At 51.0% G+C, this 12,160-nt stretch carries 16 protein-coding genes; 15 read left to right on the top strand and 1 reads right to left on the bottom strand.

Annotated elements, in window-relative coordinates:
• Positions 1 to 9 precede the first annotated feature (9 nt).
• The 13 genes from NQ502_RS05410 to NQ502_RS05350 are packed head-to-tail and all read left to right on the top strand — an operon-like array spanning position 10 to position 9,622.
• On the top strand, positions 10 to 1,392 hold the full coding sequence (locus tag NQ502_RS05410) for an ethanolamine ammonia-lyase subunit EutB (protein ID WP_028529089.1): 1,383 nt from the start codon (positions 10 to 12) through the stop codon (positions 1,390 to 1,392).
• Positions 1,393 to 1,396: 4 nt separating this feature from the next.
• The gene (eutC, locus tag NQ502_RS05405; RefSeq protein ID WP_083963353.1) at positions 1,397 to 2,293 is read left to right on the top strand and encodes an ethanolamine ammonia-lyase subunit EutC; all 897 of its coding nucleotides are present in this window, start codon (positions 1,397 to 1,399) and stop codon (positions 2,291 to 2,293) included.
• Positions 2,294 to 2,310: 17 nt separating this feature from the next.
• Entirely contained in the window at positions 2,311 to 2,961 is a 651-nt protein-coding gene (eutL, locus tag NQ502_RS05400) for an ethanolamine utilization microcompartment protein EutL (protein ID WP_028529091.1), read from the top strand.
• 16 nt (positions 2,962 to 2,977) lie between these two features.
• Entirely contained in the window at positions 2,978 to 3,424 is a 447-nt protein-coding gene (locus NQ502_RS19380; protein WP_083963347.1) for a BMC domain-containing protein, read from the top strand.
• Between the two features lie 6 nt (positions 3,425 to 3,430).
• Positions 3,431 to 4,906: an acetaldehyde dehydrogenase (acetylating) gene (locus NQ502_RS05390; protein ID WP_083963349.1), complete on the top strand. Its 1,476-nt coding sequence runs from the start codon at positions 3,431 to 3,433 to the stop codon at positions 4,904 to 4,906.
• Positions 4,907 to 4,921: 15 nt separating this feature from the next.
• On the top strand, positions 4,922 to 5,197 hold the full coding sequence (gene eutM, locus NQ502_RS05385; RefSeq protein WP_028529092.1) for an ethanolamine utilization microcompartment protein EutM: 276 nt from the start codon (positions 4,922 to 4,924) through the stop codon (positions 5,195 to 5,197).
• 18 nt (positions 5,198 to 5,215) lie between these two features.
• Positions 5,216 to 5,962 (top strand): ATP-binding protein, encoded by a 747-nt coding sequence (locus NQ502_RS05380; RefSeq protein ID WP_028529093.1) that lies wholly within the window; start codon positions 5,216 to 5,218, stop codon positions 5,960 to 5,962.
• A gap of 1 nt (position 5,963) precedes the next feature.
• The gene (pduL, locus tag NQ502_RS05375; protein ID WP_028529094.1) at positions 5,964 to 6,584 is read left to right on the top strand and encodes a phosphate propanoyltransferase; all 621 of its coding nucleotides are present in this window, start codon (positions 5,964 to 5,966) and stop codon (positions 6,582 to 6,584) included.
• The gene (gene eutJ, locus NQ502_RS05370; protein ID WP_028529095.1) at positions 6,574 to 7,395 is read left to right on the top strand and encodes an ethanolamine utilization protein EutJ; all 822 of its coding nucleotides are present in this window, start codon (positions 6,574 to 6,576) and stop codon (positions 7,393 to 7,395) included. Before pduL ends, eutJ begins: the two co-directional genes overlap by 11 nt.
• Positions 7,396 to 7,407: 12 nt before the next feature.
• Positions 7,408 to 7,662 carry a hypothetical protein gene (locus NQ502_RS05365; protein ID WP_028529096.1) on the top strand — a complete coding sequence of 85 codons (255 nt, stop codon included), beginning with the start codon at positions 7,408 to 7,410 and terminating at the stop codon, positions 7,660 to 7,662.
• Positions 7,659 to 7,958, top strand: a complete 300-nt coding sequence (locus tag NQ502_RS05360; protein ID WP_028529097.1) for a EutN/CcmL family microcompartment protein — start codon at positions 7,659 to 7,661, stop codon at positions 7,956 to 7,958. Before NQ502_RS05365 ends, NQ502_RS05360 begins: the two co-directional genes overlap by 4 nt.
• Positions 7,943 to 9,172, top strand: a complete 1,230-nt coding sequence (locus NQ502_RS05355; protein ID WP_044983332.1) for an ethanolamine utilization protein EutH — start codon at positions 7,943 to 7,945, stop codon at positions 9,170 to 9,172. The genes NQ502_RS05360 and NQ502_RS05355 overlap by 16 nt, the downstream gene beginning before the upstream one ends.
• 9 nt (positions 9,173 to 9,181) lie before the next feature.
• Positions 9,182 to 9,622: a cupin domain-containing protein gene (locus tag NQ502_RS05350; protein WP_028529099.1), complete on the top strand. Its 441-nt coding sequence runs from the start codon at positions 9,182 to 9,184 to the stop codon at positions 9,620 to 9,622.
• Here the strand turns inward: NQ502_RS05350 and NQ502_RS05345 are convergent.
• A complete protein-coding gene (locus NQ502_RS05345) occupies positions 9,617 to 10,882 on the bottom strand; it encodes a DNA polymerase Y family protein (protein WP_341349418.1) in 1,266 nt (421 codons plus the stop codon). The genes NQ502_RS05350 and NQ502_RS05345 overlap by 6 nt on opposite strands.
• Positions 10,883 to 10,999: 117 nt before the next feature.
• On the opposite strand from NQ502_RS05345, the gene NQ502_RS05340 reads away from it, so the two are divergent.
• Together NQ502_RS05340 and NQ502_RS05335 are read left to right on the top strand one after the other, a co-directional pair.
• Positions 11,000 to 11,689 carry a GTP pyrophosphokinase family protein gene (locus NQ502_RS05340; RefSeq protein WP_028529101.1) on the top strand — a complete coding sequence of 230 codons (690 nt, stop codon included), beginning with the start codon at positions 11,000 to 11,002 and terminating at the stop codon, positions 11,687 to 11,689.
• 63 nt (positions 11,690 to 11,752) lie between these two features.
• Complete coding sequence (locus tag NQ502_RS05335) at positions 11,753 to 12,124, top strand: hypothetical protein (RefSeq protein ID WP_028529102.1); 372 nt, start codon at positions 11,753 to 11,755, stop codon at positions 12,122 to 12,124.
• Positions 12,125 to 12,160: the final 36 nt, after the last annotated feature.

The following is a 12,160-nucleotide window of genomic DNA, read 5'->3' as shown; positions in this document are numbered from 1 at the left end:
GTGAACAAATTGATTCTGAAGACATCATTATTTGGACATACGTATGAGTTTCAGTCTCTCAGGGAAGTGATGGCGAAAGCCAACGAAGAGAAGTCCGGCGACAGGCTGGCAGGCGTTGCGGCTGAAACCGCGGAAGAACGCGTGGCGGCAAAAGTAGTTCTCTCACAGATTACCCTGAAAGAGCTTCGCAATCATCCGGCTGTCCCATATGAGGAGGATGAAGTAACGAGAATCATCCAGGATGGGGTAAATGAATCCATTTACCGGGAATTTGAGCATATGACGGTGGCAGAGTTCCGGGAATGGATCCTGGACGAGCGTACATCAGGGGAGATGATAAAGCGGGCATCCAGAGGCATTACGAGTGAGATCGTCGCTGCGGTCTGCAAGCTGATGGGGAATCTGGATCTGATCTATGCTGCTAAAAAGATCAGGATTACGGCGCACTGCAACACGACGATCGGTCTGCCGGGGACCTTTTCCTCCAGACTTCAGCCGAATCATACGACGGATGACCCGAAAGGCATCATGGCTTCTGTCATGGAAGGGTTCAGCCTCGGATGCGGAGACGCGGTTCTTGGACTTAATCCTGTGGATGACTCCGCCGAGAGCGTTGCCCGTATCTTAAAAGGATTTGATGAATTCAAGCATAAATGGGAAATACCGACACAGATATGCGTACTGGCCCATGTGACGACCCAGATGGAGGCGATTCAGAAATTTCATGCGCCGATGGATCTGATGTTTCAGTCGATTGCAGGATCCCAGAAGGGTAACGAGGCTTTTGGAATCAGCGGGACGATGCTAAAAGAGGGTTATGACATGATGATGCGGGAGGGAACTTCGACCGGACCGAATGTCATGTATTTTGAGACCGGACAGGGTTCAGAGCTTTCCTCCGAGGCACATCACGGGTGGGATCAGGTCACGATGGAGGCAAGGTGCTACGGATTTGCAAAAAAATATCACCCGTTCCTGGTAAACACGGTAGTCGGTTTTATCGGTCCGGAATACCTTTACAATTCAAAACAGGTGATCCGAGCAGGACTGGAAGATCACTTCATGGGAAAATTAAGTGGAATTTCCATGGGTTGTGACACCTGCTATACCAATCATATGAAAGCGGATCAGAATGACCTGGAAAATCTGGCAGCACTCCTTGTGGCAGCTGGATGCAATTATATCATGGGCGTGCCGCAGGGTGACGACTGTATGCTGATGTATCAGAGCAGCGGTTATCATGAGGCTGCCGCACTCCGGGAGATTTTCGGACTGCGTCCGATTCCTGAATTTGATGCATGGCTTGAAAAAATGGGATTCTCAAAAGACGGAAGACTGACATCTCTGGCAGGAGACGCTTCCGTATTCCTGACAGACAAAGGAGGGATGTGACATGGTGGATGAAAAACAGCTGCGTGATATCATCCAGCAGGTGCTGGGTGAGATGGATGTGACGAAAGACAGTCAGGGGAAAGTCGGTGTTCAGCAGGCAGTGCCACGGACAAAAGATGTAAAAGAACACGTGGAGGCAGGAAGCATACCGGATGTGTCGGAAGTAGATATCCGCAGACAGTATCTGGTAGAACACCCGCAAAACCGTGAGGCATATTATGAAATCAAACAGGCAGCACCATGCCGGCTCGGCATCGGGAAGGCGGGGGCGCGCTATAAGACACTGCCGTACCTGCAGTTTCGCGCGGCACATTCAGCTGCTCAGGATGCCGTGTTTTCAGACGTTGATCCTAAATTCATAGAACAGCTCGGGCTGTTTACCGTCCAGACGCAGTGTGAGAACAAAGACGTCTATCTGACCCGTCCGGATCTCGGCAGGAAGCTGAATGAAGAGGGGGTCAGAACTGTCAAAGAAAAATGTGTGAAAAACCCCAAAGTACAGATTTACGTGTCGGATGGCCTTAGCTCAGCGGCAGTTGAGGCGAATACCAGAGACGTGCTGCCGAGTATCCTGCAGGGACTGAAAAGCTACGGAATCGAAACGGGCACGCCGTTTTTCGTAAAGTACGGGCGCGTTGGGGCGATGGACCAGATTTCGGAGCTGACGGGGGCGGATGTGACATGTGTGCTGATCGGTGAACGTCCGGGGCTTTTAACGGCGGAATCCATGTCGGCCTATATCGCATATAAGGCAACGGTAGGCATGCCGGAGTCCAGAAGGACTGTCGTATCCAATATTCACAGGGAAGGAACGATCCCGGCTGAGGCAGGTGCCCATATCGCTGATATTATTAAGACGATTCTGGATAAAAAAGCGAGCGGGACCGATCTGAGGATCTAAGAAAGGAGGAATGCCGAATGAAAGGCGATTCTTTAAAAGCAAAGGTACTCGCGGCGAGGGTGATCCCCAATGTGAGTCCGGAACTTGCAAAACAGCTGTCTCTTACGGAGGAACAGAAGTCTGTGGCGCTGCTGACAAGCGACTGTGATGATGTAACATATACAGCACTTGATGAGGCGACCAAAAAAGCGGATGTCTCCGTTGTCTATGCCAAGAGTTTTTATGCGGGGGCGGCGAACGCGAACACGAAACTGGCGGGGGAAGTCATAGGCATCCTCGCCGGTCCTACACCGGACGAGGTGAAAAGCGGTCTGGAGCAGGCGATGTACACAATCGAACATGAAGCGGCGTTTGTGTCGGCAAATGAGGATGACAGCATTGCATATTACGCCCACTGTGTCTCAAGCACAGGCTCCTATCTGTCAGAGGGAGCAGGAATCCGAAAAGGGGAAGCGCTTGCATATCTGATAGCGCCGCCGCTGGAATCCATGTATGGATTGGATGCAGCTCTGAAGGCGGCAGATGTACGCCTCTGTGTGATGTACGCTCCTCCATCGGAGACAAATTTCGGAGGCGGACTCCTGACAGGAACGCAGTCTGCCTGCAAATCCGCGTGTGAGGCATTTGCACAGGCGGTAGAATCAATAGCCGATAATCCAGTCCGATAACCTGCGGAGGTAGAAAATGAAAGCATTAGGCATGATCGAAGTTTATGGAATGGTTCCGGCTGTGGAAGCGCTCGACGCAGCACTGAAAGCCGCTGATGTGCATGTGACAGAAGTGAAGCCTGTCAAGGGAGGTCTGGTGACAGTTATGATAAACGGTGATGTGGGAGCCGTCAAAGCGGCAGTTGATGCCGCACAGGCAGCCGCAGCGAGCACAGGGACAGTGAATGCAGTGCATGTGATTGCAAGACCCGCGGGAGGTCTTGAGAAGATTCTGGGAGCAAAAACAACATCTGTGCAGGAACAGGTACAGCAAAATCCGCCGGCCGGAGATATACAGCAGCCGGGAAAAGCACAGCCGGCAGATGCACTGCAGGCGACAGAGGGACAGGTGCCCCCGGAAGATAAGCCTGTTAAAAATAAAACAGTCAGAACTAAGCCGGCACAGGCAAAAGAACAGGAGTGATAACGTATGCAGTTGTATGACAAAGACCTTTTGTCGGTACAGGAAGTCCGGGAGCTGGTGGAAAAGGCCAGAGCTGCACAGGAAGAGCTGAGTAAAAAGGATCAGCAGGATGTGGACCGCCTGGTCAGATCCATCGCTCATGCAGGTGTGCGAAATGCACAAAGGCTGGCGGAGATGGCTCATAACGAGACCGGCTTCGGCGTGACGGCAGATAAGGTGATTAAAAACGTATTTGCGAGCAAGGGTGTCTATGATTATATTAAGGACATGAAAACAATCGGAGAACTGTCCAGGGATAACGAGAAGAAACTTAGGACACTGGCAGTTCCGGTAGGCGTGATCGCCGGATTGATACCCTCTACCAATCCCACCTCTACAGCCCTTTACAAGGCGCTGATATCGGTGAAAGCAGGAAATGCCATAGTGTTTTCCCCGCATCCGAATGCCCTGGAATGTATTCTGGAGACGGTGAAAGTCATTCGGCAGGCGCTTGCCGAAGCGGGAGGCAATGAAGATCTGGTATCCTGTATCACCATACCTACGATGCAGGCGACGGATAATCTGATGAAGCATCCGGATGTATCAATGATCCTGGCAACAGGAGGCTCGGCAATGGTGAGGGCGGCCTATTCTTCCGGGACACCGGCGATCGGCGTTGGCCCCGGTAATGGTCCGGCATTCATTGAGAAGACGGCAGATTTGAAAGCGGCGGTGCGCCGTATCCTGGATTCCAAGACATTTGACAATGGAACCATCTGCGCATCGGAGCAGTCTGTGGTATGCACGTTTGAGATGGAAGCGGCAGTAAAAGAAGAGATGCAGCGCCAGGGCGCATATTTTCTGAATGAACAGGAACGGAAAAAACTCGGAGAATTCATCCTGCGTGCGAACGGCACGATGAATCCGATGATCGTTGGACGGGATGTGCAGCATATTGCCAAATTGGCGGGACTGACGATTCCGGAGAATACCCGTGTGATCGTCGCGAAAGAAGATGGTGTCGGACGCGGCCATCCTTACTCAAATGAGAAACTGGCCCCGATTCTTGGATTTTACACGGCGAGTGATTACGTGGAAGTATGTGACCTCTGCCGGGAGATTCTGTACTATGAAGGGGCGGGACACACATTTTCCATCCACACGCAGGATGAAAAGATTGTGGATTATTTTTCACGGCGTATTCCGGTTTCGCGGCTTCTGGTCAACACCTCGAGTGCGATCGGCGGAATCGGAGGTTCCACAAATCTGGCACCTGCTCTCACGCTTGGATGCGGAGCGATCGGCGGAAGCGCCACTTCAGAAAATGTAGGCCCCATGCATCTTTACAATCTGCGCTATGTTGCGTATGGAACAAAAGAGATTGATGAGATCAGGGCGGAGGCACCGAAGTGTCCGGAAGGAATCTGCAGTGACACTGAGGTTTCACGGGAATCAGTGGATGCAATTGTAAAAAAAATTATAGAAAAACTTCAGGCGGTTTGATAAGGAGGAATTATTATGGCAGCAATGCAGGCTTTGGGAATGATTGAGACAAAAGGACTTGTCGCAGCGATTGAGGCGGCAGATGCGATGGTGAAGGCGGCAAACGTTATGCTGATCGGCAAAGAGCACGTCGGAGGCGGGCTGGTGACTGTTATGGTGCGCGGAGATGTAGGGGCGGTCAAAGCGGCTACTGATGCTGGCGCGGCGGCAGCGGAGCGTGTGGGAGAACTGATTTCCCTGCATGTGATCCCAAGACCACATGAGGAAGTGGAGAGTATCCTTCCCAAATAATTAAGGGGGGTGTTAAACGTGAAAGTATTCACAGAGACAATGGTCCGGGATATGATAAAATCATCCCGTGTCCCGGTATTTCAGGTGCCGGAGGGGAAAATTCTCTCTCCGGCAGCAAAAGAATACCTGCAGCAGCAGAAAGTAGAGATCAGTTATCAGAAAGATGATACGTCGGCCGAACGGAAAGCCGTACCGACCGGGTATACGGACTATGAGACGGGTATGAGTTATGGCACGAAGCCGGAACATATGACACAGCTTACAGGGAATCTGCTGGTGCCAAAAAACCATCCCCGCATTATATTCCGGGGAAAACTTGACACACTGGAAGCAACCGTAGTGCTTACCCAGATCCAGCTGGAAGCGGTGCAGGGACCGAAGGAACTGATCGCAGATCTCTCGGATTTCATGAGGGTGCTGAGAGAGATGATGAAATGTGATGTGCTGGATGAGCCGTTTAAGAATGACAGGATCATCGGGCTGACCCATGCACAGTTAAGAGAACGTTCACATGATCCGCTGAAATTTTACGGGGTAAAGCAGATGATTCCGCCGGACTACAGTCTCGGAGCAGTCCATGCACTGCTGAACCGTCTGCGGACGGCGGTCAGAGAGACGGAGACCGCGGCAGTGGGCGCATTTCTGCAGGACGCCCATGTCATGCGAAAAGATATTCTGGAAGAGCTGAACCGCCTGTCAAGCGCCGTGCACATTATGATGTGCAGGTATTTGGGCGGCGGTTATGGAGTGGACAAGGAGGAATGAGATGGAGCAGACAGTACAGACGGTGCTGGAAGTCATGCAGAATGAGGGATTGATACAGGTTGAAGTTTCTGCAAGACATGTGCACCTGTGTGAACGGTCAATAAAGGTATTGTTCGGGCCGGACGCCAAGCTGACGCCGAAGCGCGATCTCTCACAGATTGGACAGTATCTTTCAGAGGAGAGAGTCAATCTGATCGGACCGAAAGGAAGAAAAGACAAGATAGCAGTTCTCGGACCGCTGCGGAAGGAGACCCAGGTGGAGCTTTCAAAAAGTGACTGTATCTCACTGGGCGTCAGCGCTCCGGTCCGACAGTCGGGAGATACGAAAGATTCCGGAGCGATTACGATCGAAGGACCCCGCGGTACGCTTGAGATCAAAGAAGGAGTTATCATAGCTCAGAACCATGTACACATGACGCCGGAATCCGCCGGGCGCCTGGGCCTTAAGGATAATCAGCACGTCAAAGTCGCCGTATTTTCCGAACGCCCAATTATCTATGGGGATGTGGTGATCCGTATCAGTGAAAAGTTCAGGACCAGGATGCACATTGACTTTGATGAGGCAAATGCCGCACTGATCAGCGGATTTACGCTTGGGAGGATCATAGCCGATGAATCCTGATCTGGAACGCATTGATACGTATCTGGAGAAGGTGGAAAGATCGGAGCGCGAGACCGGAATCCCCCAAAACGACAGGCTTAAAGTGGGTGTTGATCTCGGGACGGCGTATATTGTACTGGTGGTACTGGACGATCAGAACAATCCGGTCGCATGCGAAAAGCAGGCGGCACAGGTACTGCGGGACGGGGTAGTTGTTGATTACACAAAGGCACTGCAGATTGTCAGGGAACTGAAGGAAAAACTTGAGACCAGGATTTCTCATACGCTGCAAAATTGTGCCATTGCAATGCCTGCGGATACGGAAAGCAGTATCAAGACCCATCAGTATGTTGCGGAGGGTGCCGGGTTTGAGGTGACGGATGTGCTGGATGAACCGACCGCGGCAAACGCGGTATATGGAATCAGAGACGGAGCAGTGGCAGACATTGGCGGCGGAACAACGGGAATAGCCGTATTCAGAGACGGAAAAGTTATTCACGTCCACGATGAACCGACTGGCGGGACACATGTGTCGCTGGTGCTCGCGGGCCATTACCATATGACTTTTGATGAAGCGGAACGTTTTAAACAGGACGACCGCAATCATGAGGAGGTGCTGTCGGTGGTGCATCCGGTACTGGAAAAAATGGGAGTTATTATCAGGCGGGGCGCGGGCATGTACCATCCGGATGCTGTCTATCTGTGCGGCGGGACCTGCTGCCTGACCGGTATTGAACATGTGATAGAAAGAGAAACCGGAATTTTAACTGTAAAGCCAAAACATCCGTTTTTGGTGACCCCGGCGGGAATCGCCATGAACTGCAGGCTGTAAGGAGACGATGTGATGGATTACGACGCACTGATTGATGAGGTCGTAAGAAGAGTTATAGAACGGCTTCAAATAGAAAAGAAATGGAAACAGAAAAAAAGGCTGCTCACGGAGCATGATGTGATGGAGGCTTACAGAAGCGGCATCACAGAGATCGAGCTGTGTGAAAAGGCACTCGTATCGGAGCTCGCAAAAGACTGTGCACGCGAGAGACATGTCGCGCTGATCTGGCCTGAAAAACAAAAAGGAAGGCCGGGTGAGATGTTCTGAAGACAGGAATTGTAATTGGAAATGTATGGGCGACCAGAAAAGAAGAACGGCTTCTTGGATACAAACTTCTCCTTGTGAGGCCAATTGATATGACAGATCAGTCCTTAAAGGAAACACCGGTCGTGGTAATCGATACGATTGGCGCCGGGATGGGAGAAACGGTGATATTCGTAAGCGGCAGTTCAGCGCGCAGTATGGCGAGGGAATCGGATGCACCTGTGGACGCCGCGGTCGTCGGTATTGTTGACGGACAGGAAATTGATGAGACGGAGGGAAAAGGATGTTTCAGGAACTAGTGAACCATATTACAGATTTCAACGTATTTACGGACAGCATAAGAGAATGGGTAACTCACTTATCCATAAACTCCGTCATCATATTTATCATGATGATCTTTATGATTGTGGGGGCGGTAGACAAAATCCGCGGCAATAAACACGGATACGGAGAACAGTTTGATGAGGGATTTATGGCGATGGGCCCCCTTGCGATCGCAATGGCCGGCGTTGTGGCGGCGGCACCGGTTCTTGCAATTCTGCTGAAACCGATTATCGTACCGCTTTATCAGCTGGTGGGTGCGGATGCATCTATGTTTGCAACGACACTTCTGGCATGCGATATGGGTGGATACCCGCTTGCCATGCAGCTGGCGGGCAATGACGCGATCGGAAATTTTGCAGGGCTGATCCTGGGAACCATGATGGGACCGACGATCGTTTTTACGATACCGGTTGCGCTGTCGATCATTTCCAAAAAGGACAGGCCTTATCTTGGGGCTGGCGTTCTGGCGGGACTTATCACAGTGCCCATCGGATGTATCGTAGGCGGCCTTCTGATGAATCTGACGCCGTACAAGATTAATTTGCTGACAATTCTGGTGAACCTGATACCGGTGATCATCATTGCCGGTCTGATCGTGATCGGACTGTGGTTTGCTCCGGGGAAAATGATCGCAGGATTTAATAAATTCGGCACTGCTGTGACAGTGATCATCACAATTTTTACGGCGATCGCAGTGTTCGAATACCAGACAGGCATTCATCTGCCGCTGTTTGATATCATGGTGATTCCTGATGCGGACGGTGTTGTTCCTCTGGAGTCCGGTCTGCTTGTCTGCGGACAGATTGCGATCGTGCTGATCGGCGCCTTCCCTATGGTGAAGTGGATCACGAAGACATTTGGCAGAGCACTGAATAAGATCGGCGGCGCACTTGGCATGGATGAAACCGGGTCCGCGGGCCTGGTGGCTACGCTTGCGAATAATATCGCAATGTTTAATATTATGGGTGAGATGAATCCAAAGGGTAAACTTCTGAATGTCGCGTTTGCCGTGGGGGCAGCCTTTGTTTTCGGTGATCATCTCGGGTTTACTGCGGGGGTCAACTCAGATATGATCTTCCCGGTCGTTATCGGTAAACTGGCAGCCGGTATCACGGCACTGGTACTTGCCAACATTCTGGCGCCGAAACTTCTCGCCAAAGTACAGAACAGTGTGAAAGAGACAGCATAGGAGGATTGTATGAATATCAGTGAACATTTGATACGTGAGATTGTAGAAAAGGTTCTGTCAGAGTCGGCAGACGCTGGCAGTCACGACGGGTTTGTCAAAAAGAAGACTCCGGAAGGAGTACTTATGGTGAAAACGGAGACGGTGAAGTGTGAACCGTTTGAACAGCAGGGCGTGGCTGTCAGGGATATTGTATCTCTTCATGAAGCGCCCCGCATCGGGGCGGGAATCATGGAGCTGGATCATACCGATTTTGCATGGACGCTGACTTATGATGAATACGATTTTGTGATTGACGGGGTTTTGGAAATCGAAGTCGGCGGACAGGTGCTCCGCGGGGAAAAAGGCGACATCCTCTATATACCGAAGGGGAGCCGGATACATTTCCGGACTCCGTCGACAGCGAGATTTGCATATTTTGTGTATCCGGCTGACTGGCAGACGCAGTCATGATTCGTCCTCGTTCGTTTCAGAGGGCGGTATCAGAAGGCTTCCGCGGGTTACAGCCTTATCTCCGAACCGCTTTCTGATATGATCGAGAGCTGCATCCAGTTTTTTCTGCTTTTCCGGGTTCACGGATGATGCCGGCGCCTGGATTTCCCCGGAACTTTGCGGGGATACCTGAAAATCGAAGATGGACATCTGAGTCGGGGTATCCTCCGGAACCAGTTTTGTGGTGCGGATACCGAGAAGGCGGATGGGACCACCGTTCCAGACCTCGTCAAACAGCTGGCAGGCACACTGGTGAAGGACTCCTGTTGTACTCGTCGGTGTCAGCAGAGTCGTCTGATGTGAGACTGTTTCAAAGGTGTGGTATTTAAGTTCAACACAGATTGACCCTGCAAGCTGACCTGCTTCCCTCAATCTGCCCGAGACGCTTATCGCAAGTGTGAGGAGTACCTTTTTGGCTTCCTCCGCTGTGACAGCGTCTTTTTTCAGTGTCGTAGAATTTCCGATACCTTTGGCCTCATGCGGATTTGCAGTGACCAGACGGTTATCTATCCCGTTTGCGAACTCCCACATCTGTCTGCCGTGACTCTTGAAATGAGTCGTTAAGAATTCGGGATCGGCAGCTGCCAGCTCACCGATCGTGTGGATTCCGAATCCGTTCAGGCGTGAGGCACTTGCGTGCCCCACCATATACAGTTCACCGACGGGGAGAGGCCACATTTTCTGCGGGATTTCGTCTTTCCACAGAGTGTGGACACGGTCGGGTTTCTGGAAGTCACTCGCCATTTTTGCGAGCAGCTTGTTGGGGGCGATACCGATGTTGACGGTAAAACCGAGTTCTTCGCGAATCCGGTCTTTGATCGTATGTGCCGCTTCCATGCACGAGGGGAAACGGTGTGCGACAGGTGTGTAATACAGGAAACATTCATCTACGGACAGTTTCTCAATGTCGGAAGTATAGGTATGAAGAAGTTCCATCAGACGCCGGCTGTACTGAGCGTAGAGCGTGTGGTCTGGCGGAGCGATCGTGAGCATCGGGCATTTTTTCAGCGCTGCAGCCACCGGTTCTCCGGTCACGATGCCGAATGCTTTTGCCGGAACCGATTTCGCCAGTACGATACCGCGGCGGCTTTTTTCATCGCCTCCGATAATCGATGGGATGGCACGCAGATCAAGTGTTTCTCCGCTTTCGAGCATGTGCGCGGAAGTCCAGCTTAAGTACGCGGAATTTACGTCAATATGAAAGATAACATCGGACATCATCACTCACCTCCTGACCGTATTGTAGCAAGGCGTATGAAGAGATGTCAAATCTGGCGTTTTACATTTTACCAAAAGTTTATTATAATGGAGGAAAAGCGTACCAAAGGAGAAAGCAAGATGAATACGACCGCTGATGAGATGGAGTTGGAATGGCTGAAGATGGAGGACCCCGAACGGTTTTCGAAAAAGGCAAAACAGTTTTCAGATGCGATGATGATATACCGGTGTGCCATTCGTGAAGTTCAGACGAAGCTTGAGGTTCTTGATGATGAGTTTTCTGTGCGTCACAGAAGAAATCCTATCGTTTCCATCAAAACAAGGGTGAAAAAGCCGTTGAGCATCGGACGAAAACTGGAAGTAAACAATCTGCCGTTTACCGTGGAGAGCATGATTGGAAACCTCCATGACGTTGCGGGGATTCGTGTGATTTGTGCATTTATAGATGATATTTACCATATTGCCCAGATGCTCTCACAGCAGGACGATGTCCGCGTGCTGCGCATCAAGGACTATATCGAGAAACCCAAGCCGAACGGATACCGGAGCTATCATATGATCATAGAGATACCGGTGTTTTTCTCGGACAGGAAGCAGTATGTGAAGGTGGAGGTTCAGATCCGCACGATGGCAATGGACTTCTGGGCCAGCCTGGAACATCAGATCCGTTACAAGAAAGAGATTGCCGGTCAGGACGACCTGGAAGTTATCAGCAGGGAACTGACGGAGTGTGCCGAGATCATCGCACACACTGACGTGCGGATGCAGAATATCAAGGAAATGATCGGGGAATTTTCTAAAATAGATTAAAAAAGAGTCTAAATCCGGGCGCCTGCATATACTATACCAAACAGACTGACAGGAGCGACCCGGATGTTTTACGAAAAACCGAATCCGTATTTTATGGCATATCCATTTGGCGATACATGGGAGCAGGAGCAGAGACAGGAGAGGGAGGCACGGCTGATGAAGTCGTTCTACCCGAAAACGACATCGAGAGTGCAGGACGCTGTCGAGCGGGAATGTGACCGGATGGAATATGAAGGCAGTATGATGTACGATGAGTATCCGGATAAATTTATGATGGAGCAGATCTGCAAGCGAATCGAAGAAGAAGTCATGGACAGCGAAATCGAGATGCAGGAAAAGCGGAATCCGTGGCTCTCTGACCTGGTCCGCGTGATGTTCTTCAATGAGATGTACCGCAGACGCTGCCGACATCAGAGATGCCGCAGATATTTTTAATTCATAATTACGTTAATTCTTTACAAAATAGTAGTT

The organism is Ruminococcus gauvreauii (genome assembly GCF_025151995.1).
Classification (GTDB): Bacteria; Bacillota; Clostridia; order Lachnospirales; family Lachnospiraceae; genus Ruminococcus_G; species Ruminococcus_G gauvreauii.
Note: the sequence above shows the minus strand (reverse complement) of the source record. Positions and strands in the feature narration are given on the sequence as shown.

Excerpts from the sequence above, each read along its gene's own strand:
- NQ502_RS19380 (WP_083963347.1), top strand. The coding sequence starts at position 2,978 with ATGAAAGCATTAGGCATGATCGAAGTTTATGGAATGGTTCCGGCTGTG.
- NQ502_RS05345 (WP_341349418.1), bottom strand. The coding sequence starts at position 10,882 with ATGATGTCCGATGTTATCTTTCATATTGACGTAAATTCCGCGTACTTA.
- NQ502_RS05365 (WP_028529096.1), top strand. The coding sequence starts at position 7,408 with ATGGATTACGACGCACTGATTGATGAGGTCGTAAGAAGAGTTATAGAA.
- NQ502_RS05340 (WP_028529101.1), top strand. The coding sequence starts at position 11,000 with ATGAATACGACCGCTGATGAGATGGAGTTGGAATGGCTGAAGATGGAG.
- NQ502_RS05350 (WP_028529099.1), top strand. The coding sequence starts at position 9,182 with ATGAATATCAGTGAACATTTGATACGTGAGATTGTAGAAAAGGTTCTG.
- NQ502_RS05355 (WP_044983332.1), top strand. The coding sequence starts at position 7,943 with ATGTTTCAGGAACTAGTGAACCATATTACAGATTTCAACGTATTTACG.
- eutM (WP_028529092.1), top strand. The coding sequence starts at position 4,922 with ATGGCAGCAATGCAGGCTTTGGGAATGATTGAGACAAAAGGACTTGTC.
- pduL (WP_028529094.1), top strand. The coding sequence starts at position 5,964 with ATGGAGCAGACAGTACAGACGGTGCTGGAAGTCATGCAGAATGAGGGA.
- eutJ (WP_028529095.1), top strand. The coding sequence starts at position 6,574 with ATGAATCCTGATCTGGAACGCATTGATACGTATCTGGAGAAGGTGGAA.
- eutL (WP_028529091.1), top strand. The coding sequence starts at position 2,311 with ATGAAAGGCGATTCTTTAAAAGCAAAGGTACTCGCGGCGAGGGTGATC.
- NQ502_RS05335 (WP_028529102.1), top strand. The coding sequence starts at position 11,753 with ATGTTTTACGAAAAACCGAATCCGTATTTTATGGCATATCCATTTGGC.
- NQ502_RS05390 (WP_083963349.1), top strand. The coding sequence starts at position 3,431 with ATGCAGTTGTATGACAAAGACCTTTTGTCGGTACAGGAAGTCCGGGAG.